A 20,353-nucleotide genomic window follows, 5' to 3' on the forward strand; every position below is an offset into this window, starting at 1 on the left:
ACACGCTGATGAGCGCGGCCGACGAGCCGATCAGCGAGATCGAGCAGCTTCGTCAGCTGTTCGAGAAGGCACCCGGCTTCATGGCGGCGACGCACGGGCCGACGCACGTCTACCAGATGGCGAACGCATCCTACATGGAGCTGGTCGGGCCGCGCGAGTTGATCGGCCGCAGCGTCGCCGAGGCCTTTCCCGATCTCGCCGACACCGGCTTCGTCGCGCTGCTCGACAAGGTCTATGCCAGTGGCGAGGCTCATTCCGGGCGATCCGCGCCCTTGTGGCTTCAGCGCAAGCCGGACGGTCCTCTCGAATTGCGCCACCTCGACTACGTTTTCCAGCCGATCACCGACCGCGAGGGCAACGTCAGCGGCCTGTTCGTCGAAGGCTATGACATCACCGACCGGCGCGAGGCGGAACTCGCGCTGCGCGAGAGCGAAGAGCGCTTTCGGCTGATCGCCGATTCGGCCCCGGTGCCGATGTGGGTGACCAAGCTCGACCGCAAACGCGGCTTCGTGAACCGCGCTTATGTCGATTTCCTCGGCATTTCCTACGAGGAAGCGGTCGACTTCGACTGGCGGACGGTAATTCACCCGGAAGATATCCACCGGGTAGTTGCCGAGTCCGTGGCTGGCGAAGCCTCGATGCAAGCCTTCGTGCTGGAAGCTCGCTATCGGCGCGCCGACGGCGAGTGGCGCTGGCTTCGCTCAGAATCTCAACCGCGGCTCGGGGCAAATGGCGAGCATATCGGCTTCATCGGAGTCGCCCACGACATCACCGCGGCCAAGCAGGCCGAAGAAGCGCTCGAACGCCGAGTGGCGGCCGAGGTCGCGGATCGGCTCCGCGCGGAGGATGCGCTTCGGCAGGCGCAGAAGATGGAGGCGGTCGGTCAGCTGACCGGCGGGATCGCGCACGACTTCAACAATTTGCTGACCCCTATCCTGGGCGGCCTCGAGCTGATCTCGCGACAGGCGAAAGACGAGCGGACGCAGCGGATCGCCGGGGCGGCGCTCGAATCGGCGCGGCGCGGCGCCAAGCTCACCAGCCAGTTGCTCGCCTTCTCCCGGCTGCAGCGGGTCAGCATGACTCCGGTCCCGGTCAATCGGGTCGTGGCCAACATGCAGGACCTGCTGCGCCATTCGGTCGGCCAGGCGATCCGGATCGAGACCCGGCTGGGGGCGGAAGACGGTTACGCCGTGTGCGACGTCAACCAACTGGAGAATGCGATCCTGAACCTCGGGATCAATGCCCGAGATGCCATGCCGCATGGCGGAGTGCTGACAATCTCCAGCGAGCGGACGGTGCTCGTTGGCCAGCCTGACCTGGAGGACGGCTCGTATCTCTGTCTCAGCGTCGCCGACACAGGATCGGGCATGACGCCGGAGGTGCTGCAGCGCGCGACCGAGCCGTTCTTTTCAACCAAGCCGCTTGGCAAGGGCACCGGCCTGGGGCTGGCTCAGGTTTACGGCATCGCCCGCCAATCGGGCGGAACGCTGCAGATCGAGAGTAGCCCTGGCGTCGGTACATGCGTGCGGCTGCTCCTGCCGGCGGCAGAGCCGGCGCCGGCGACCGCTCACGAGGACGAGGCGATCGACACGCCCGCCGCGCCGCACGGCAGCGAGGCGACGATCCTGGTGATCGACGACGATCGCGACGTGCGGGCGTTCCTCTCGGCCGCGCTGGAGGGCATCGGTCACCGCGTGCTGCTCGCGCAGGATGGTCCGGAAGGCTTGGCCAAGCTCCAGGCCTCGCCGCCCGATCTCGTGCTGCTCGATTACGCTATGCCGCTGATGCACGGCGCGGAGGTTGCCCGAGCAGCCCGCTCCGCCCGCCCCGAACTGCCGATCGTGTTCGTCACCGGCTATGCGGAAACCGACCAGCTCGAGGCGGCGCTGGGCCGCGATGCCCCGGTATTGCGCAAGCCCTTTACGGTTGCCCAGCTGGCCGCAGTGCTGGAGAAGCATCTGCCTGCTCGCGCGAAGTTCTGAGCTCACGATTTTTGCTCAAGCGAGCCTCTTGACGCTACGGAAAGCGCTCCTATCTCACCGCGCGTCGGACGACTTGTTGGCAGTGTCCGGCCTGTACAAGCGGGGCGCCAAGGGCCTCCTGCCCGCCCGCGCCTCATCTCACATGTTGCTCAAACTGGAGGACATTTGACCATGAGAACCGGTTTTGATTTCACCCCCTACCGTCGCTCCACCGTCGGCTTCGACCGGCTGTTCGACTTCCTCGAAAGCTCGGCGCGGACCGACATCAGCGACAATTATCCGCCGTTCGACATCGAGCGGCTGGGCGACGACAGCTACCGCATCACGCTTGCGGTGGCCGGCTTCAAGCAGAACGAGATCGACATCACGGCCCGGCAGAACCTGCTGGTGATCACCGGCCGCAGGGCGGAGAACCGCAACAAGGACGGCAACTTCCTGCACGTCGGGATCGCCACCCGCGCCTTCGAGCGCCGCTTCGAGCTGGCCGACTTCGTCCGGGTTGAAGCCGCCGACCTGCGGGACGGGCTGCTTTCGATCGAGCTGGTGCGGGAGATCCCCGAGGCGATGAAGCCGCGCAAGGTCGCCATCAACGGCGGCTCGACCGAGACCATCGAGGGCAGCTCCGAAGCGCCCCAGGTCCGGGTCGAAGAGCAGCGTCAGGCCGAAGCCGCCTGACATCTTTTCCGTGGCGGGCCTTCGGGGCCCGCCACCTTTCCACAAGAGTGCGACGAGTTTGTCGCCTAAAGCAGCAGCTTCCTTCCCGCCACGCATCTTCGACGCCGGATTTGGCAGGTTCGTCGATGGTAAATTGTTCGTAGCCCCACATTGATTCAGGTGTCGTTTAACTCTTCGGGCGCAGGTTGAACCAACCACAGCCGGGGGAGCGGAGCTGCCGAGAACAGGCAGCCGTGCGGTCAGTGGGTCGGGAAGCAAGCGTCATGAACATCAAGAAGAAACTGATCAATCCGTTCGCTCTAGTCGGCCAGGGTTTCCTCGCCGGCGCCGTCCTGTTCTATTCGACCGCGCCCGAGCAGCAGGCGCCGCAGCCGCTGTCGGCCGGAGTGCAATCCTCCGCCGTTCCGCAAATCGCCGGAATCTGACCAGCCCGCTTGCGCTGATGAATCGGCCCCGCTTATAGCGGGGCATGGTTCGCTTTTCGTTCTGTGGGCATGAGTTGATGGCGCTGCCGCAAGGCGCGCTGTTCTGGCCGGCGCGGCAGGCCTTGCTGGTCGCCGATCTCCACCTTGAAAAGGCGAGCTGGTTCGCTCGGCTGGGGCAGATGCTGCCGCCGTACGACTCGGTCGCGACGCTTGCCGACCTCACCGCAGTCGTGGCGGCGACTGGGGCGAGCGAGATCTGGTGCCTGGGCGACAGCTTCCACGATCGGCACGGATGCGATCGCCTGCCGGAGCGCGCGCGGGCGATGCTGACCGACCTTACAGGCGCCACCGACTGGACCTGGATCACTGGCAACCACGATCCGGGCTTTGCCGACCACTGCGGCGGCGCGATCGTCGACGAGGCGGTGGTGGACGGCCTCGTGCTGCGTCACGAGGCAGATCCGGCCGAGGCCCGCCCTGAACTTTCCGGACATTTCCACCCCAAGCTCAGGATCACGCAGCGCGGCCGGAAGGTCTCACGACGCTGCTTCGTGGCGAGCGAGCGCAAGCTGGTTCTCCCCGCGTTCGGCGCGCTAACCGGGGGGCTGGACGTCGACCATCCCGAGATCGTCCGAGCGGTCGGTCCAAGAGCGCAGGCGCTGGTGCCGGTGGCGGACAGGCTGCTCCGCTTTCCGGTGGCCGCTTAAGCCGGCCGGAACTTCAGCGCCAGGCCGTTCATGCAATAGCGAAGGCCGGTCGGCTTTGGCCCGTCGTCGAAGACATGCCCGAGGTGCCCCCCGCAGCGCCGGCAATGCACTTCTGTTCGGGAGATAAAGAGCTGATTGTCCTCGCGCGTGCCAATGGCGTTGGGAAGCGGCTTCCAGAAGCTCGGCCATCCGGTGCCGCTTTCGAATTTCTGGGCGGAAGAATAAACGGGGAGATCGCAACCCGCGCAATGATAGGTGCCGCGGCGCTTCTCCTTGTTGAGCGGGCTGGAGCCGGCCGGCTCAGTATTCTCCTTGCGCAGCACGGCATAGACGCGCGGGTTGAGCCGCTTGCGCCATTCGGCGTCCGTATAGGACACTTCGAACTTGCCCGGAGCGGCATGAGACTGCCTCCCGAACGTCAACGTCGCAGCAGCGCCGACGATCGCCGCGCCGCCCAGCCCAAGCGCGGTCCTCCTGTCCATCACCATCGTCCTACCTCCGATGCCTCACGTGCAGTCGCGAGGGTGAACCGGCCGTGACCGGTCTCCGCCGCCAGCCATGATTAGCACAGGTCGCCGCGGCATTTAATCCGACTTGAGCACTGTGACGTTTCCGCTCGGCTCGAGGTTGATGAGCCGAGTCTGAGCGACATGCTCCAGTCCCTTGTCGCGGAGCGCCTCGTGCAGGTCGGCGAGGCTGACGCCCTGCCGCCTCATCGCCCGCTCATCGGCCTTTCCAGCATCGGCCAAGCAGATCGGAGCCCCTTCTATCAGCCGTGACACCCAGCGCATCCGAACGGCGGCATGCGCCAGCCCATAGTGCAAGGCCATCAGCAGGGTGGTCGCGGCGAGCGTGCCCCAGAGCGGCGCGTTTCCCGTCAGCGCGCGGCTGAGGTTCGATCCGATCACGATGGAGACGACGATATCGATCGCCGACCAGCGCCCGAACACGCGACGGCCGGCGATACGCACGAGCAGCAGTCCGTAAAAGAAGATCAAGACCGCGCGCACATTCCTGCTCCCAGCTGATCCCCTTGTCCGGGCCGAAGATCGCGTCCAGGCTTTCCATGCTGAAAAACTCCTTTCGGCATCAACTCTGCCGCCCAGAGTTCGTTCGCTTCCGAACAGGCGCCGTCCGAAAGCGAACACGATGTGGCTGCGCTACCTTCGCAGGCGAGGCGATTGAGCTGGCACGCATGTTGCTGATCACCGCCGCGAGAGCAGAAGGAGAGACCGGAATTGAAGCATCCAGTCATGACGGGCCTAGCGCTGGCGGCGTTGCTTGCGTCGCCCGCCTCGGCGCAGGTTCAACCCCTTCCAGGAGCATCGGCAGCCATGCCCGCCTTTGATGCCGGAATCGCTGACCAGGTGATCGAGCGGCTCGCGGGCGAACTCGAACAGAGCTTCGTCTTTCCGGAGGTGGGGAAGCGTTACGCCTCCACCCTCCGGGCAAATCGCGCAAGCGGGAGATATCGCCGTCTCGATACTGCGGAGGCGTTTGCCGAAGCGGTGACGTCCGACCTGCAGGCCGTGCACCAAGACAGGCACCTGAAGCTGCGGCCCCCTGAAGCCGCTGAACCTGGCGCGCAGCCCGGACCAGTCCGCGGTCCCAGCCCCGGCAATGCGATCACCAAGGCGGGGTGGCTCGCCGACGGAGTGGCCTACATCGACTTTGCGGGGTTCCCGGGGAACGAGGCGACCCTGACCGCGCTGCGCGACTTCCTGGCGCGCCACGGCGATGCCGAGACCCTGATCATCGACGCGCGCGGCCATCGCGGCGGTGGGCTGGCGGAAATGGATATGATGTTCCCGCTGCTGTTCCAAAAGGAACAGGTGCTGGTGAAAATGGACACGCGTCTTGCGGTCGATCAGCGCGGCGGCAACCCCTTTGAGGAAGGCGGGACCATCCGCAAGGAGCAGGCGCCGGAAGGCGTGGTCCGGCGCGTTCACCTGGCGGTTCCGGCCCCGGCGGCCGGTAAGCTGCGCCAAGCCAGGGTCTTCCTGCTCACGTCGGGCCGCACGGCCTCGGCAGCCGAGCATCTCTCGCTTTCCCTGAAACGCACCGGCCGCGCCACTCTGATCGGCGAGACCACGCGCGGGGCCGGTCATTACGGTTTCGGCGCCGATCTGGGAGGCGGCTATTCCGCTTTCATCCCGGTCGGGCGGACCTTCGATCCCGACACAGGTGAGGGCTGGGAAGGCGTGGGGGTCAAACCCGACGTGGCGGTTCCGGCCGACCAGGCACTGGACGAGGCGCTGAAGCGGGCGGGCGTGAAGCCTGGTGCGGCCAGAGACCTGGCCAGCCTCTAGGCGGGCCGGGGTGGCGCGGCCAGGGCCTCGGCGATCAGCCGGCGGCTGTTGTCGATGCCGTAAAGCGCGATGAAGCTGCCCATGCGGGGGCCCTGGCTGGTGCCGAGCAAGGTCTCGTACAGCGCCTTGAACCAGTCCCGCAGGTTATCGAAGCGGTGCGCCTTGCCGACTTCGAAGACCAGGTTCTGGATGTCCTCGCCGGGCGCACCGGGCGGCAGCTGGCCAAGCCGCGCGTCGAGATCGCGAAGCGCTTCCGCCTCCCGAGCGTCCGGTGCGCGGCGCCGGAGGGTGGATTTGACGAAATCCCGGAAATAGGCCGCGGCATGGCCGATCAGCGCGTCGAGCTCCGGATGGGTCTCGGGCGACGTATCCGGCGCGTAACGCCGGACGAAGCTCCACAGCAACGCCTTGTCCTCGGTCAACGCCACCCCGACCAGGTTGAGGAGCAAGGCAAAGGTCAGCGGCACGCGCGCGGGCGGGACCTGTCCGGCATGGATATGGTGGACGGGATTGCCCAGCCGCTCCTTCCAGGGCTGGTTCGGATAGGCGGCGAGGAACTGCTGATATTCGTCCACCGCCTTTGGGATCACGCCAAAGGAGAGCTGCTTGGCCTTTTTCGGCTCCCGATAAATATAGAAAGCGAGGCTCTCGGGCGGGGCATAGGTCAGCCACTCCTCGATGGTGACCCCATTGCCCTTCGACTTCGAAATCTTCTCGCCATTCTCGTCCAGGAAAAGCTCGTAATTGAAACCCTCGGGCGGGCGGGCGCCGAGGATGCGGGCGATCTTGCCTGACTGGACCACGCTGTCGATCAGGTCCTTGCCGGCCATTTCGTAATCGACACCGAGCGCGGCCCAGCGCATCGCCCAGTCGACCTTCCACTGCAGCTTGGCGCCGCCCGATAGGACCGACTGCTCGACCGTCTCCCCGCCCGCCGGATCGGTGTAGCGGATGAGGCCGGCCTCCGGGTCGACCACCTCGATCGGCACTTGCAGAACCTTTCCGCTGATCCGGCTGACCGGGAGGATGGGCGAGTAGGTCTGCCGCCGCTCCTCGCGCAGCGTCGGCAGCATCACGCCCTGGATCGCATCATAGCTGCGAAGCACGCCCCTCAGCGCCTCGTCGAAGCGGCCGGATTCGTAGCAGTTGCTGGAGGCCATGAACTCGTAATCGAACCCGAAGCGATCGAGGAATTGGCGCAACAGCCGATTGTTATGATCGGCGTAGCTTAGGTGATTGCAGCCGAACGGGTCGGGCACCCGCGACAGCGGCTGATCGAGATGCGCAAGCATCATCTCCTGGTTCGGTACGCCGGGCGGCACCTTGCGCATCCCGTCCATGTCGTCCGAGAACGCGATCAGCCGGCTTGGCCAGTCGACCAAGTCGGCCAGAGCGTGGCGCACCATCAGCGTCCGGGCGACTTCCTGAAATGTGCCGAGGTGAGGGAGGCCCGAGGGACCGTAGCCGGTTTCGAAGACGATGGCTTTTCCCCCGGGTCCGTCCGGGTAGCGCTTCAGCAATTTGCGCGCTTCCTCATAGGGCCATGCCTTGGACACGTGCGCGGCTTCTCGAAGGGCGGGATCGATGCTGGTGGGCATGACCCGGCTCTTCGCCGCTTCGTTCGGAGCGTGCAAGGTCGGATGGGCGGACAAGTCTCACCATTCCAAGCCTGGCGGTAGAAAGCGCCGGCCTGGCCTAAGCTGCCGTTGCTCTTTCGTTCTACTTAGACCATCTTCGGCGGATGGCCATGCCGCTCCCCTACCCCGCGCTCCACGCGACCCACGGCGGTATCTGGATGGCGCATCCGGACGGGCACGTCGAGGCGCTCGGTCGGGGGCAGGCGATCGCGCGGGCGGCGGAAACGCCGCTGATCATGTTGAACGCGCCGCTGGTCGGCCAGCGGCTCGGTTATCCCGAATTGTCCGGTCTCGACCTGCTCGAGCTGTTCGCCTTCGTTCACCCGGCTCGCTTCGCCGTCCCCACTCCCAAAGGATTGGCGGACGCGCTCGGCCTGGATGCACCCACGGACGATACCGAAGCGGCGACTTTTCTGATCCAGGCCGCAGAGCGTCTGCTTTCGGTCCTGGGGACGGACTGGCCGGAACGCGAAGGCGCATGGGCGAGCGCCCAATCGCTCAGCCGGATGCGCTGGCAATGGGCCGGGGCCGTCGGTCAGCGCCTGCGCCGTCCCGAGCGGGACGAGCGCTGGCTATTCTCGCGCCTGCCCGAATGGGAGGAATGTGCGCCGCGCGCGCAGCCGCGGCCGGTGCGGATCGGAGCGGGCGAAGTCGCCGAGCGCCTTGCGCAGCTCACCGGGCAGGCCGCCGAAGCTCGGCAAGGGCAGCGCGACTATGCCGCTGCGGCCGCCGGCCCGTTCGCCCCGCGGCGGATCGATGGCCAGCCCAACTTGCTGCTCGCCGAAGCCGGCACGGGAATCGGCAAGACGCTCGGCTACCTCGCGCCGGCCTCGCTCTGGGCGGAGCAGGCGGACGGCGCGGTCTGGGTCTCGACCTACACCAAGGCGCTGCAGCGGCAGCTCGACCGGGAAGGCGAGCGCCTCTTTCCCGATCCGGACGAGCGCCGTCGCAAGGTGGTCGTACGCAAGGGACGCGAAAATTATCTGTGCCTGCTCAACCTCGAAGACGCTCTGCAGGGCGGATTTGCAGGTCGCGCCGCGATCCTGGCGCAGCTGGTCGCGCGCTGGGCTGCGTACAGCAAGGACGGCGACATGGTGGGCGGTGACTTGCCGGGGTGGCTCCCAACCCTGTTCCGGCGGGCGGGCTCCACGGCGCTGACGGACCGGCGCGGGGAATGCGTCTATGCCGGCTGTCCCCATTACCGCAGATGCTTCATCGAGCGCTCAGCCCGGGCGAGTGCGGAGGCCGACCTCGTCATTGCGAATCACGCCCTGGTGATGGTCAATGCCGCGCGCGGACGCGAGCAGGGTCAGCGACCCAGCCGCATCGTGTTCGACGAAGGCCATCACCTGTTCGACGCCGCCGATTCCACGTTCGGCGCCGCGCTGACTGGGGCCGAGACGATCGAACTCAGGCGCTGGCTGATCGGACCAGAAGGCAAGTCGCGCGGGCGGCGGCGCGGCCTTGCCGCTCGGCTGATGGACGTCGCTTCCTATGACGAGGCCGGCGGGCTGGCGCTTGAAGCGGCGGTGCAGGCGGCGGGAGCCCTGCCCGGCGACGGTTGGCTCGCCCGAGTGGGCGAAGGGGCGCCGTTCGGGCCGGTGGAGCGGCTGCTTGGCGCGGTGCGAGGCACCGTTTACGCGCGAGCCTCGGCCCAGGACGCGGGCTATGGGCTCGAGACCGAGATTGCGGAGCTCGACCCCGCCATCGTCGAAGCCGCAGCACCCGCGCTGGAAGCGCTGGAGCAGCTGATGCGGCCGCTGGTCGCGCTCGGCAAGCGGCTGGAGGCCGTGCTTGAGGACGCGCCGGACTGGCTCGACCCCCAGGCACGCGCGCGGGTGGACGGCGCGATCGGTGGGCTGAGCTGGCGAACGCAGACGCTGGCGGGCTGGATCGCATTACTAGGCCGGCTGGGCGGGCCCGCCGACCCGGATTACGTGGACTGGTTTGCAGTCGACCGCGTGGACGGGCGCGAGCTCGACATCGGCATCCACCGCCGCTGGCTCGATCCGACCCGCCCGCTCGCGGAGACGGTGTTGAAGCCTGCCCACGGCGTCCTGGTCACGTCGGCCACGCTACGCGGCGCGGATGATTGGAGCGCGGCGGATGCGCGCACCGGCGCTTGCCACCTCGACTCGCCTCCGCAGCACTTCGCAGCCGAAAGCCCGTTCGATTATGCGGCATGCAGCCAGGTGCTGGTCGTCACCGATGTGAAGCGCGGCGACCTCGCAGCGCTGGCCGGCGCTTATGCGCGCCTGATCGAGGCGGCGAACGGCGGCACGCTGGGCCTGTTCACCGCAATCCAGCGGCTGAAGGCGGTTCACGCCCGGATCGCCGACAGGCTCGCCCGGGCGGGACTGCCGCTCCATGCCCAGCATGTCGATCCGATCGACACCGGCACCCTGGTCGATATCTTCCGCGACGAACCGCGTGCCTCCCTGCTCGGGACGGATGCGCTGCGCGACGGGGTCGACGTGCCTGGCGAGTCGCTGCGCCTGGTCGTGATGGAAGGCGTGCCCTGGCCACGCCCGACAGTGCTTCACGCCGCCCGCCGGGCGGCTGCGGGCGGCTCCGCCTATGACGACCGCGTCGTACGCGCTCGCCTCGCCCAGGCGTTCGGCCGGCTGATCCGGCGGAAGGAGGACCGCGGCATGTTCGTGCTGCTCTCCGCGGCCACGCCCTCGCGCCTGCTCACCGCCTTCCCACCCGGGATGGAGGTGCGGCGGGTGACGCTGGCCGAAGCGATCGAGCGGGTGCGTTCCTGTCTTTCTTCCGCTCCCGCTTTGGGGCAGATCGGGGCGGACGTTACGGCTGCCTAAGGACTTTCGTGAAGACGCTGACGCTGCTCCGGCATGCCAAGTCCAGCTGGGACGACATGGCGATGCGCGATTTCGATCGGCCGCTCAACGCGCGCGGCCGCCGCGCGGCGCGGACCGTGGGGCGCGAAATGCGCAGGCTGGGCTTGAACTTCGATCAGGTTCTCGCCTCCCCGGCCGTCCGCGTGATCGAGACATTGCACGACGTTGAAGAAGGCTATGGTCGCGAACTCGGCACCCGCTTCGATCGCCGCATCTATCTCGCCTCGGCCGAACTTCTGCTTGAGATCGCACAGGGAGCGAATGAGGGGGCAAGTTCGCTCCTGCTGGTCGGCCACAATCCGGGGCTGGAGAATCTCGCCCTGCTGCTCACGTCCGATGGGTCTTTGCGGGCCGAGGTCGCGGCCAAATATCCGACGGGCACGCTCGCCGAAATGACCTTCTCCATCGACGATTGGGCTCAGCTTGAGCGGGGCGCCGGCACCCTCACCCGCTTCATACGCCCGCGCGACCTTGATCCTGAACTGGGCCCCGAGGAAGACAGCTGAGCGGTGTTTCAGCCGGGATCGCGATCCAGAGCATCCTTCAATGACCGGCGGATGGCCCTCAGCTCCTCGGCGGCGGACACGCCTTGCCCGCTCGCGGGGGTCGTGCCGACCGGCGCCACGAGATCCTCACTATCGGCGCCGTTGCCGGCGAGAAGCTGCTGGACTCCGCGGATCGTGTAGCCGTCCTGGTTCAGCAGGCGGTGGATGCGGTGCGCCAGCGTGACGTCGGCGGGGCGATAGTAGCGGCGGTTGCCGGCGCGCTGGAGCGGCCGTAGCTGGGGAAAGCGCGTTTCCCAGTAGCGCAGGATGTGCTGCGGCACGGCCAGTTCGTCCGCAAGTTCGCCGATCGTGCGGAAGGCCTGGTCGCTCTTGCGCGGAGCTTCGGCCACGGATTGCTCAGTCGCTGCCGGTGATCCGGTCGCGCATGATCTGGCTGGCGCGGAAGGTCAGCACGCGACGCGGAGCGATTGGAACCTCCACGCCGGTCTTCGGATTGCGGCCGACCCGCTCGCCCTTGTCACGCAAAAGGAAGCTTCCGAAGCCGGATATCTTCACGTTTTCGCCTTCCGAGAGCGCGTGGCACATGTGGTGCAGGATGCGCTCCACGATGCTGGCCGACTCGGCCCGCGACAAGCCGATTTCGCGGTGAACGACATCCGACAAGTCGGCGCGCGTCAGCGTACCCGCCGTGATCTTCCTGATTGTCCCTGCGTCAGCCATGATTATTATCCCCTCGCCCCCGCGTACTTGAATTGGCAAGTTTAATCCAGCTTGACTTGGCTTGCAATCGACTCTTGCGCCAGTCGGTTGTCAGTAACGGACGACTGCCGCGCCCCATGTGAAGCCGCCGCCCATCGCCTCCAGAACGAGCAGGTCGTTCGGCTTGATGCGACCATCGCGAACGGCGACATCGAGCGCCAGCGGGACGGAGGCGGCGGACGTATTCGCGTGCTGGTCGACCGTCACCACCACCCGGTTGGGATCCAGCCCGAGCTTCTTGGCCGTGGCGTCGAGAATGCGCTTATTGGCCTGGTGGGGGACGACCCAATCCACTTCCGAGGCCTGGTGGCCGGACGCGGTCAGCACCTCATTCAGCACATCGGCAAGGTTGGTGACGGCGTGGCGGAAGACCTCGCGGCCCTTCATCCTGAGCTTGCCGATCGTGCCCGTGGTAGAAACACCGCCATCGACATAGAGCAGGTCGTTGTGACGGCCGTCCGCGTGAAGCTTGGTGGCGAGGATGCCCCGATCCTCGGTTTCCTGAGCTTGCAAGAGGATCGCCCCGGCCCCGTCGCCGAACAGGACGCAGGTCGCGCGGTCCTCCCAGTCGAGGATCCGGCTGAACGTCTCGGAGCCGATCACCAGCGCGTAATCGGCCATGCCGCCCTTTACCATATTGTCGGCGACCGACAGGGCATAAAGGAAGCCGGTACAAACCGCCGCGACATCGAACGCGATGCAATCGTTTATGCCGAGCGCGGTCTGCACCCGCGTGGCGCTGGCGGGGAAGGTCTGGTCGGGGGTCGCCGTCGCAAGCACGATCAGGCCCACCTTCTCGGCCGGAACGCCGGCGGCCTCGAGCGCCTTGCGGGCGGCCAGCGTGGCGAGGCTCGCGGTGGTCTCGCCATCCCCGGCGATGTGGCGGGCAGTGATGCCGGTGCGCTCGACGATCCATTCGTCGGTCGTATCCACGCCGCGCGCGGCAAGCTGCGCGTTGGTCACGCGCTCGATCGGCAAAGCAGAGCCGGTCCCGACGATGACGGCGCGGCGGCTCATTGGGCGGCCGCCGGAAGTCGGTGAGAAGCGATGTTGTCGAGGTCGTCCTTGATCTTGCGAGTCAGGTCCTCGCGCGCCAGCCGCGCCGCAACGCGAATCGCGTTGGCGACGCCCTTCTCATTCGCGCTGCCGTGACTTTTCACAACGATCCCGTTGAGACCAAGAAAGACCGCGCCGTTGTGATTGTTGGGGTCGAGATGATGCTTGAGCAGCTCGGTGGCAGGTCGCGAGATCAAGAAGCCGATCTTGGACCGCACCGAACTCGTGAAGGCGCGGCGGAGCAAGTCGGCGACGAAGCGCGCCGTGCCTTCGGCGGTCTTGAGCGCGATGTTGCCGGAAAAGCCATCGGTCACGACCACGTCCACATCGCCGCGCGAGATCTTGTCGCCTTCGATGAAACCGTCGAAGCGCAGGCCGAGATAGTCTGCGTCACGCAGGATAGCGGCGGCTTCCTTCAGCGTGTCGGTCCCTTTCAGCTCTTCCGTGCCGATATTGAGGAGTTGCACGCGGGGACGTTCGAGATCGAGCGCGATGCGGGAGTAAGCGGCGCCCATCACCGCCCATTGGACGAGGTTCTGAGTATCTGCCTCGGTGTTGGCGCCCAGGTCGAGCATCACAAGGTCATTCTCGCCCAAGGTCGGCAGCAGAGCGGCGAGCGCCGGCCGGTCGATGCCCGGAATGGTCCGCAGCGAGAGCTTCGACATGGCCATCAGAGCGCCGGTATTGCCGGCGGACAAAGCTGCCTGGGCCTGACCCGATTTCACGGCGGCGATAGCGCGCCCCATCGAGGTCGTCTTGGCGCGGCGTATCGCCTGGCTCGGCTTCTCACTGCCGGCGATCACGTCGTCGCAGTGGACGATCTCGACCGCGTCCTTCAGCCGCTTGTGCTTGTCGAGTTCGGCGCGGACCAGCGCCTTGTCCCCGAACATGAGGAAGCAAAGGTCATCGCGCCGGGCATGGGCGCACGCGGCCCCCGCCAGCATCACCGCCGGGCCGGTATCGCCACCCATCGCGTCGATTGCGATCCGTGGCGCTGAGCCCACCGCTCTCGCCTCCTAAGGCTCTTAAGCTTCGACCGGGCGGATCTCTCGACCGTTATAGTGGCCGCAAGCGGTGCACAGATTGTGCGGCAGGCGCAGTTCGCCGCAGTTGGGGCATTCCGCGTAATTGGCCGGGGTCAGCGCATGATGGCTGCGGCGCATGTTGCGCTTGGAAGGCGAAGTTTTTCTCTTGGGGACGGCCATCCTGGCACCTGTTCCAATCGTCTGTCTGTTTGTCGTCTTGCACGAAGCGCCGAGGCAATGGCCTGGACGGCCGCGGGCCTGGCGGCCGATGCATGTGAGCGAGCCGCCTATACCGATTTTCCGGACTGTTGCAAGCGCCCAGCCCATGCCATGTGGGCTGCGCAAAAGGGGAGATCAAGCCGTGGAAATGCTGCCGATCACGCTCACCATCGCGGGCGCCGCGGCCTTGCTCAACCTCTGGCTGAGCGCGCGAGTGAGCCGGCTCAGGTTCCGGCACAAGGTCTCAATAGGGGACGGCGGCAACGACCTCGTCGCGACCCGCATGCGGGCGCATGCGAACTTCACCGAATATACGCCGCTCTTCCTGATCCTGCTCGCGCTGATCGAACTCGCGCGCGGATCGCAGACGTGGCTGTGGGCAGTGGCGATTGTCTTCATTCTCGGCCGCCTGGCGCACGCCTTCGGGATGGACCGGCCCGCGCCCAACCCGCTGCGGATCGGAGGGATGCTCGCGACCTATCTGCCGCTGCTGGCGCTTGCCGGATACGCGCTCACCCTTCCCTATCTGGACCGGGGCGGAACGGAGACTGGCGTCACCTTCGCGCAGGTAAGCGAAGCTTAGGCCCGCGCGCGGGCCAGCGCGCGATCGCCCACGAACGGGTTGGTGCGCCGCTCATGGCCGAAATTGCTCATCGGGCCGTGGCCGGGAATGAAGGCGGTGTCGTCGCCTAGCGGCCAGAGCTTCGCCGCGACCGCATCCAGCAGGTCCTGCGTGTTGCTCATCGGGAAGTCGGTGCGCCCGATCGAGCCCTGGAACAGCACGTCGCCGACCAAGGCAAGCCGGGACGGCGGATGGTGGAAAATGACGTGCCCGGGCGTGTGCCCCGGCGTGTGATACACGTCGAAGGTCAAATCACCGACCGGGACCTGATCGCCTTCCTCCAGCCAGCGATCGGGCTCGAAGACGCGGGCGGGTATACCATAAGCGCGCCCGTCATCCTCGAGCCGCGCGATCCAGAAGCGGTCCAGCTCCTGCGGCCCTTCGATCGGCACGCCGAGCCGCTCGGCCAGTTCCTTGGCCCCGCCGCAATGATCGATATGGCCATGGGTCAGGATGATCTTCTCGATCGTGACGCCCTGCCCCTTCGCGGCGGCCTGCAAGCGATCGATGTCGCCACCCGGATCTACAAAGGCGCCGCGCATCGTCCTGGTGCACCAGAGCAGGGTGCAATTCTGTTGCAGGGGGGTGACCGGGATGATTGCGGCCTTCATCGGTGGCGTGGTCATGGGCAGCAAATGGCCGCTCGAGCGCGCCGATGCAACGTCGGAGCTTGCGCGGGCCGCCCAGGCGGGTTCATGATCCGACCGGGGCTGGAAGGGGGAATCAGAGCATGACCAAAGCTTGGATTGCTTTTGCGGTGGCTGGCGCGCTTGCCGCCTCGCCATGCACGGCTGCGGAGCTGCTCGACGACACACCGCGCCAGGCGGCCCGAAGCGCGGCTGTCGCAGGCGCCTATTTCCGGCTTGCGCTCGACCGCCCTGCAGGATCCGAGCGCGCACCCAAAGCTGGCCTTCGGCTGGCGATGACGCACGACGTGCGCAGCCCGCGCGCCTTCTCGACGAGTCGCCGGGCGGACGTTCTCGAGCTCCGGCTGAGCGGGGCTGCGCGGGGCGGCTTGTACGTGGCGGGACGGCCAGTCAGCGGGCCTGAAGCGGAGCGCCTCAATGCGGCCGGGGAAAGCAAGGGCAGGCTCGACAAGATCATGATCGGCGCAGGAATTGCGCTTGGGGCGGTGGCCGCTTTCTTCCTGGTCTCGTCCGTCGCGGGCTGAGCATTCGCGCGGCCGGAATGAAACGTGCGCACCTTGCAAGAATTTGTTCGAAGTTCGACTTGCCGCTCTTTTAGCACGGCTCACAAGAGCGTATCATAGCGGCACGACTCGAACATAAAACGACCGATCGCTCCCGACTGCCCACTCCGTAGCGATCCCCCTCCGCCCCGGCTTTTGTCGGGGCGAATTGTTTCTGGTGTAGTTCAACCGAGAACGCGCGAGGCTTAGCTGAAGACCAGAAGCGTTCGGGTGCACATCTAACCCAGCTTACGGCCAATTCCGCTGATCAGCTCAGAAAGAGAAAGCAGACCCGCTCGGCTGCACCGGCGAAAATTGCTTCACCCTCCGTTTGTCACACCACAGTTCGACCGGCTGGTCGCCGACCTTGCGTCGGGCGATCCGCACGGCCTCGACATCGTCGCGGGCCGAGATTTCTTCGGAGCCCATCACCGGACCGTCGACAGCCTTCATGAACAGCAGACGATAGTAGGACATAGCGCCGATCCCCATCTGGTCGGAAGCGGAGCGCTCAATAGCGACTCCGCGATTGTCCCACAACTTTACCGGCTCGAAACCATTTGTGGAGTCGCAAGGCGATGAAGCAGGTCAGCAGATATCTCGCGCGCATCCTGCGGCATGATCCGCGCGCCGGCGCGCTCATCCTGGATAACGCCGGCTGGGCGCCGGCCGAGGCGGTGATCGAAGCGGTAGCGCGGCGCTTCGGCCATTTCGATCGCGCTGCACTGGAAGACCTCGTCCGGACCAATGACAAGCAACGCTATGCGTTCGACGAGACAGGCACGCGGATCCGCGCCAATCAGGGCCACAGCATCCCGGTCGATCTTGGCCTGGAACCCGTGGAGCCGCCGCCGCTCCTGTTCCACGGCACGAAGCGCTCGGCGCTGCCGCTCATCCTGCGCGAGGGGCTCCGGCCGGGGCGCAGACGGCACGTCCACCTCAGCGCCGATATCGGGACCGCCCGTAGCGTCGGCGATCGCAGGTCAGGTGAGACTGCGATCCTGACGGTTCGCAGCGGAGCCATGCACGGCCACCTTTTCTTTCGGAGCGCGAATGGCGTCTGGCTGATCGAGCACGTGCCGCCTCAGTTCATCACGGCCGAGGGGTTCAGCATTCCACCACGTTGACCGCCAGGCCACCGAGCGAGGTTTCCTTGTAGCGTTCGTTCATGTCGAGGCCGGTCTTGCGCATCGTCTCGATCACCTGATCGAGACTGACGAGGTGCGAACCGTCGCCGACCAGAGCGAGCCTGCTTGCCTCGATCGCCTTGATCGATCCGACCGCGTTGCGCTCGATGCAAGGCACCTGGACCAGGCCCGCGACCGGGTCGCAGGTGAGGCCGAGATTATGCTCCATGCCGATCTCGGCGGCATTCTCGACCTGGGCCGGCGTGCCGCCCAGCGCTGCGGTGAGCCCGGCAGCGGCCATCGAGCAGGCGACGCCGACCTCGCCCTGGCAGCCGACTTCGGCGCCTGAGATCGAGGCATTCTCCTTGAACAACGAGCCGATTGCCGCGGCGGTGAGCAGGAAGATGCGCACCCCCTCTTCGTTGGCCTGAGGGGTGAAGCGCTGATAATAGCGCATGATGGCGGGGACGATCCCCGCGGCGCCGTTGGTCGGCGCGGTGACGACGCGGCCGCCGGCCGCATTCTCCTCGTTAACCGCGAGCGCCCAGAGATTGACCCAGTCGAGCACGGTGAGCGGGTCCTGAAGGGTGCGTTCGGCGCGCTCCATCAGCAGGCGGTGGAGGCCGGGGGCGCGGCGCTTCACGCGCAGGCCTCCGGGCAGGATGCCGTCCTGGCGAATGCCACGGTCGATGCAGGCCGACATCGCCTCGGATAGGGCACGGAGCCGGCGATCGATCTCCTCGTCGGGCAGGCCGGCGAGCTCATTGGCGCGGGCGATGTCGGCGATCGTGATCCCCTCGCGCTCGCAGATGGCGAGCAGCTCGTCGCCGGAGCGGTAATTGTAGGGCAAGTCCCAGCCGCCCTCGGGCGGAGCATTGCGCGTGATCGCTTCTTCATCGACCACGGCGCCGCCGCCGGTCGAGTAGAAGATGCCGCTCTCGACCAGGTTTCCGTCGGCGGCGAAGGCAGTGAAGCGCATGCCGTTGCTGTGGTGGGGCAGGCGCTCGCGCTGGAGGAAGCGCAGGTCGCGCGGCTCGTCGAACGCGAGCTCGTGGACGCCGCCGAGCAGGAGGCGGCCGGTCGAGCGGATCCGCGTGACGATCACGTCGGCCTCGTCCGGGTCGAGGCTGTCCGGGCGCTTGCCGGTCAGGCCGATCAGCACAGCGCGGTCCGTGGCATGGCCCTTGCCGGTGAGGGCGAGCGAGCCGTAGAGGTCGGTCTCGACCCGCTCGACCGATCCGATCAGCCCGCGCCCACTCAGCCTCTCGACAAAGGTCGCGGCCGCCGTCATCGGACCCATCGTGTGCGAGCTGGATGGGCCTACCCCGATCTTGAACAGATCGAAGACGCTGGCGACCACGTGCATTCTCCCGAAAAGTCTTTGTAGCGAAAGGGCTTGGCTCCAGATGGAGCAGCCGGCCTCGCTTAACAAGCGCCCGTGCCGATAGACGGTTCCGAGCCGTTCGTCCTGCTGGACGATGCACGCGCGAACGGCGCCGGGCCGGCGCTGCTGTTCCGAAGGCCGGCGGAGATCGTCGGGGCGAGATGCTGGGACGAGGTGCGCCCGGCGCTGGCGGCGCTCCGGGCGGCGGACGAGCGGGGCCTGCACGCGGCGGGCTTTCTGTCCTACGAGGCGGGGCATGCGCTTGAGAGCAAGCTCAACCCGCTCCGCGGAGGTCTCGGAGAGGAAGAGCCGCCGCTGCTCTGGTTCGGCCTGTTCAAGGGTGCCGAGGAGATCGCGCCCGGGCACGTGCCGAGTCTGCTTCCCGATCCGGCTTCGGCCTGGAATGCCTCGCCCGAACCGATGATTGAACGAGACGCCTATCTCGCAGCGGTCGAGCGAGTGAAGGAGCATATCTTCGCCGGCGACATCTACCAGGCAAACCTGACCTTCGCCGCCGTGTTGCGCTTCGCCGGCAGCCCGCTGGCCCTCTACGCGCGCATCCGCGATCGTGCGCGGGCCGGGCACGGCGGGATCGTATTCACCGGCGCGCACTGGATTCTGTCTTTCTCGCCGGAGCTTTTCTTCACGTTGAGGGGCGGCCGGCTCACCACGCGTCCGATGAAGGGCACCGCCGTTCGCCGCGCCGACCCGGAGGAGGACGCAGCCGAAATCCGGATGCTACGCGAGGACCCGAAGCAGCGCGCCGAAAATCTGATGATCGTCGATCTGCTTCGCAACGATCTGTCGCGGGTGTCGCGGCCCGGCAGCGTCAAGGTGCCGAGCCTGTTCGAGGTCGAGACCTATCCCACCGTCCACCAGATGACCTCCACCGTCACCTCCGTCCTCGAGGAGGGGCTCGGGCCAGTCAACGCGATCGAGTCTCTGTTCCCCTGCGGCTCGATCACCGGCGCGCCCAAGATCCGGGCGATCGAGATCATCGCCGACTTGGAACGGCGCCATCGCGGCATCTATACCGGCTCGATCGGCAGGGTTGCGCCGGAGGGCGAAGCATCGTTCAATGTCGCGATCCGGACCTTGACGGTGCGCGCGGGGGAAGAGACGGCCCGTCTCGGCCTGGGATCGGGCATCGTCGCCGACAGCCGGCCGGCCGACGAATGGCGCGAATGCCTGGCGAAGGGAGCGTTTCTGGAAGGGCGGACGGACTTCGACCTGATCGAGACGATGCGCTTCGATCCGTCGGAGGGCATTTGCGCGCTCGACCAGCATCTTGCCCGCATGAAGGCGAGCGCCGACGCGCTCGGCTTCCGCTTCGACCGGCACGACGCCCGCAACGAGCTGCAAGCCGCGACCTTCCGGCTGCGCGAGGAGAAGATGCTCCGGCTGCTACTCGCGCCGAGCGGCATGGTCTCGATCGAGGCGCGGCCGGTTCCCGCTCAACCGAGCGAGCCGGTCGAGGTGGCAGTGGCGCCGCTGCCGTTCGCCAGCGACGACTTTCGCCTGCGCCACAAGACCAGTGACCGCGCCTTCTATGCGGACGCGCGCAAGGCTTCAGGCGCGTTCGAGGTGCTGTTCCGCGACCGCGACGGCTTCTTCACCGAAGGCAGCTTCACGCACATCTTCGTCGAGGAAGAGGATGGCCGATTGTTGACGCCGCCATTGTGCCGCGGCCTGCTCCCCGGCGTGCTTCGCCAGCGCTTGCTGGACGATGGGGACGCCGTCGAGGCGGAGTTGCAAAGGCTTCCGACGCAATTCTACATCGGCAACAATGTCCGCGGCCTGATCCGCGCCACGCTGAGAAGCCGGGCCTAGACCCACTTCAACCCAGGTCCCGTCACCTGAACCGTGAGGCCGG

General features: G+C 66.7%; 22 protein-coding genes. 11 read left to right on the forward strand and 11 right to left on the reverse strand.

Features of this window, described 5'->3' with window-relative positions; all coding sequences use genetic code 11:
- From VF631_RS07215 to pdeM, 4 genes are all read left to right on the forward strand, one after another.
- On the forward strand, window positions 1–1,982 hold a 1,982-nt coding region (locus VF631_RS07215; protein ID WP_431849609.1), incomplete at its 5' end, for a PAS domain S-box protein.
- A 171-nt stretch (window positions 1,983–2,153) separates the two neighbouring features.
- On the forward strand, window positions 2,154–2,657 hold the full coding sequence (locus VF631_RS07220; protein ID WP_431849610.1) for an Hsp20 family protein: 504 nt from the start codon (window positions 2,154–2,156) through the stop codon (window positions 2,655–2,657).
- 263 nt (window positions 2,658–2,920) lie between these two features.
- Window positions 2,921–3,082: a hypothetical protein gene (locus VF631_RS07225; RefSeq protein ID WP_431849611.1), complete on the forward strand. Its 162-nt coding sequence runs from the start codon at window positions 2,921–2,923 to the stop codon at window positions 3,080–3,082.
- 44 nt (window positions 3,083–3,126) lie between these two features.
- Window positions 3,127–3,789 (forward strand): ligase-associated DNA damage response endonuclease PdeM, encoded by a 663-nt coding sequence (gene pdeM, locus VF631_RS07230; RefSeq protein ID WP_431849612.1) that lies wholly within the window; start codon window positions 3,127–3,129, stop codon window positions 3,787–3,789.
- Here the strand turns inward: pdeM and msrB are convergent.
- Window positions 3,786–4,277: a peptide-methionine (R)-S-oxide reductase MsrB gene (msrB, locus tag VF631_RS07235; protein WP_431849613.1), complete on the reverse strand. Its 492-nt coding sequence runs from the start codon at window positions 4,275–4,277 to the stop codon at window positions 3,786–3,788. The two genes, pdeM and msrB, sit on opposite strands and share 4 nt — an antisense overlap.
- 96 nt (window positions 4,278–4,373) lie before the next feature.
- Entirely contained in the window at window positions 4,374–4,799 is a 426-nt protein-coding gene (locus VF631_RS07240) for a DUF421 domain-containing protein (RefSeq protein WP_431849614.1), read from the reverse strand.
- A gap of 324 nt (window positions 4,800–5,123) precedes the next feature.
- Here VF631_RS07240 and VF631_RS07245 point away from each other — a divergent pair, with 324 nt between their 5' ends.
- Window positions 5,124–6,098 (forward strand): S41 family peptidase, encoded by a 975-nt coding sequence (locus VF631_RS07245; protein WP_431849615.1) that lies wholly within the window; start codon window positions 5,124–5,126, stop codon window positions 6,096–6,098.
- On the opposite strand, the gene VF631_RS07250 is transcribed toward VF631_RS07245, so the two are convergent.
- Entirely contained in the window at window positions 6,095–7,696 is a 1,602-nt protein-coding gene (locus tag VF631_RS07250; protein WP_431849616.1) for a lysine--tRNA ligase, read from the reverse strand. The two genes, VF631_RS07245 and VF631_RS07250, sit on opposite strands and share 4 nt — an antisense overlap.
- A gap of 143 nt (window positions 7,697–7,839) precedes the next feature.
- On the opposite strand from VF631_RS07250, the gene VF631_RS07255 reads away from it, so the two are divergent.
- Both VF631_RS07255 and VF631_RS07260 read left to right on the forward strand, forming a co-directional pair.
- Window positions 7,840–10,554 (forward strand): ATP-dependent DNA helicase, encoded by a 2,715-nt coding sequence (locus VF631_RS07255; protein WP_431849617.1) that lies wholly within the window; start codon window positions 7,840–7,842, stop codon window positions 10,552–10,554.
- A gap of 8 nt (window positions 10,555–10,562) precedes the next feature.
- Window positions 10,563–11,099 carry a SixA phosphatase family protein gene (locus tag VF631_RS07260; protein WP_431849618.1) on the forward strand — a complete coding sequence of 179 codons (537 nt, stop codon included), beginning with the start codon at window positions 10,563–10,565 and terminating at the stop codon, window positions 11,097–11,099.
- A gap of 8 nt (window positions 11,100–11,107) precedes the next feature.
- Here VF631_RS07260 and VF631_RS07265 read toward each other — a convergent pair whose 3' ends face one another.
- From VF631_RS07265 to rpmF, 5 genes are all read right to left on the reverse strand, one after another.
- Window positions 11,108–11,488, reverse strand: coding sequence for a MerR family transcriptional regulator (locus tag VF631_RS07265; protein WP_431849619.1), 381 nt, complete (start codon window positions 11,486–11,488; stop codon window positions 11,108–11,110).
- A gap of 7 nt (window positions 11,489–11,495) precedes the next feature.
- Window positions 11,496–11,819 (reverse strand): integration host factor subunit alpha, encoded by a 324-nt coding sequence (locus VF631_RS07270; protein ID WP_431849620.1) that lies wholly within the window; start codon window positions 11,817–11,819, stop codon window positions 11,496–11,498.
- Between the two features lie 90 nt (window positions 11,820–11,909).
- Complete coding sequence (locus tag VF631_RS07275; protein ID WP_431849621.1) at window positions 11,910–12,875, reverse strand: beta-ketoacyl-ACP synthase III; 966 nt, start codon at window positions 12,873–12,875, stop codon at window positions 11,910–11,912.
- Window positions 12,872–13,918 (reverse strand): phosphate acyltransferase PlsX, encoded by a 1,047-nt coding sequence (gene plsX, locus VF631_RS07280; RefSeq protein ID WP_431849622.1) that lies wholly within the window; start codon window positions 13,916–13,918, stop codon window positions 12,872–12,874. The genes VF631_RS07275 and plsX overlap by 4 nt, the downstream gene beginning before the upstream one ends.
- Before the next feature lie 21 nt (window positions 13,919–13,939).
- Window positions 13,940–14,119 carry a 50S ribosomal protein L32 gene (gene rpmF, locus VF631_RS07285; RefSeq protein ID WP_431849623.1) on the reverse strand — a complete coding sequence of 60 codons (180 nt, stop codon included), beginning with the start codon at window positions 14,117–14,119 and terminating at the stop codon, window positions 13,940–13,942.
- Between the two features lie 187 nt (window positions 14,120–14,306).
- Here rpmF and VF631_RS07290 point away from each other — a divergent pair, with 187 nt between their 5' ends.
- Entirely contained in the window at window positions 14,307–14,741 is a 435-nt protein-coding gene (locus VF631_RS07290) for an MAPEG family protein (protein ID WP_431849630.1), read from the forward strand.
- On the opposite strand, the gene VF631_RS07295 is transcribed toward VF631_RS07290, so the two are convergent.
- Window positions 14,738–15,406, reverse strand: coding sequence for an MBL fold metallo-hydrolase (locus tag VF631_RS07295; protein ID WP_431849624.1), 669 nt, complete (start codon window positions 15,404–15,406; stop codon window positions 14,738–14,740). The two genes, VF631_RS07290 and VF631_RS07295, sit on opposite strands and share 4 nt — an antisense overlap.
- A gap of 104 nt (window positions 15,407–15,510) precedes the next feature.
- Between VF631_RS07295 and VF631_RS07300 the strand changes: the two genes are divergently transcribed.
- Window positions 15,511–15,951 (forward strand): hypothetical protein, encoded by a 441-nt coding sequence (locus tag VF631_RS07300; protein WP_431849625.1) that lies wholly within the window; start codon window positions 15,511–15,513, stop codon window positions 15,949–15,951.
- Window positions 15,952–16,242: 291 nt separating this feature from the next.
- Here VF631_RS07300 and VF631_RS07305 read toward each other — a convergent pair whose 3' ends face one another.
- Window positions 16,243–16,446: a hypothetical protein gene (locus VF631_RS07305; RefSeq protein WP_431849626.1), complete on the reverse strand. Its 204-nt coding sequence runs from the start codon at window positions 16,444–16,446 to the stop codon at window positions 16,243–16,245.
- 101 nt (window positions 16,447–16,547) lie between these two features.
- Here VF631_RS07305 and VF631_RS07310 point away from each other — a divergent pair, with 101 nt between their 5' ends.
- The gene (locus VF631_RS07310) at window positions 16,548–17,096 is read left to right on the forward strand and encodes an RNA 2'-phosphotransferase (RefSeq protein WP_431849627.1); all 549 of its coding nucleotides are present in this window, start codon (window positions 16,548–16,550) and stop codon (window positions 17,094–17,096) included.
- Here VF631_RS07310 and VF631_RS07315 read toward each other — a convergent pair.
- On the reverse strand, window positions 17,077–18,456 hold the full coding sequence (locus tag VF631_RS07315; RefSeq protein ID WP_431849628.1) for an L-serine ammonia-lyase: 1,380 nt from the start codon (window positions 18,454–18,456) through the stop codon (window positions 17,077–17,079). The genes VF631_RS07310 and VF631_RS07315 overlap by 20 nt on opposite strands.
- A gap of 78 nt (window positions 18,457–18,534) precedes the next feature.
- Between VF631_RS07315 and pabB the strand changes: the two genes are divergently transcribed.
- A complete protein-coding gene (gene pabB, locus VF631_RS07320; protein WP_431849629.1) occupies window positions 18,535–20,310 on the forward strand; it encodes an aminodeoxychorismate synthase component I in 1,776 nt (591 codons plus the stop codon).
- Window positions 20,311–20,353: the final 43 nt, after the last annotated feature.

The organism is Allosphingosinicella sp., assembly GCF_036387615.1.
Lineage (GTDB): Bacteria > Pseudomonadota > Alphaproteobacteria > Sphingomonadales > Sphingomonadaceae > Allosphingosinicella.

Coding starts and splice junctions, on each gene's coding strand:
- VF631_RS07220 (WP_431849610.1), top strand. CDS start 2,154: ATGAGAACCGGTTTTGATTTCACCCCCTACCGTCGCTCCACCGTCGGC.
- VF631_RS07225 (WP_431849611.1), top strand. CDS start 2,921: ATGAACATCAAGAAGAAACTGATCAATCCGTTCGCTCTAGTCGGCCAG.
- pdeM (WP_431849612.1), top strand. CDS start 3,127: ATGGTTCGCTTTTCGTTCTGTGGGCATGAGTTGATGGCGCTGCCGCAA.
- msrB (WP_431849613.1), bottom strand. CDS start 4,277: ATGGTGATGGACAGGAGGACCGCGCTTGGGCTGGGCGGCGCGGCGATC.
- VF631_RS07245 (WP_431849615.1), top strand. CDS start 5,124: ATGCCCGCCTTTGATGCCGGAATCGCTGACCAGGTGATCGAGCGGCTC.
- VF631_RS07250 (WP_431849616.1), bottom strand. CDS start 7,696: ATGCCCACCAGCATCGATCCCGCCCTTCGAGAAGCCGCGCACGTGTCC.
- VF631_RS07255 (WP_431849617.1), top strand. CDS start 7,840: ATGGCCATGCCGCTCCCCTACCCCGCGCTCCACGCGACCCACGGCGGT.
- VF631_RS07270 (WP_431849620.1), bottom strand. CDS start 11,819: ATGGCTGACGCAGGGACAATCAGGAAGATCACGGCGGGTACGCTGACG.
- VF631_RS07275 (WP_431849621.1), bottom strand. CDS start 12,875: ATGAGCCGCCGCGCCGTCATCGTCGGGACCGGCTCTGCTTTGCCGATC.
- rpmF (WP_431849623.1), bottom strand. CDS start 14,119: ATGGCCGTCCCCAAGAGAAAAACTTCGCCTTCCAAGCGCAACATGCGC.
- VF631_RS07290 (WP_431849630.1), top strand. CDS start 14,307: ATGCTGCCGATCACGCTCACCATCGCGGGCGCCGCGGCCTTGCTCAAC.
- VF631_RS07295 (WP_431849624.1), bottom strand. CDS start 15,406: ATGACCACGCCACCGATGAAGGCCGCAATCATCCCGGTCACCCCCCTG.
- VF631_RS07300 (WP_431849625.1), top strand. CDS start 15,511: ATGACCAAAGCTTGGATTGCTTTTGCGGTGGCTGGCGCGCTTGCCGCC.
- VF631_RS07305 (WP_431849626.1), bottom strand. CDS start 16,446: ATGTCCTACTATCGTCTGCTGTTCATGAAGGCTGTCGACGGTCCGGTG.
- VF631_RS07310 (WP_431849627.1), top strand. CDS start 16,548: ATGAAGCAGGTCAGCAGATATCTCGCGCGCATCCTGCGGCATGATCCG.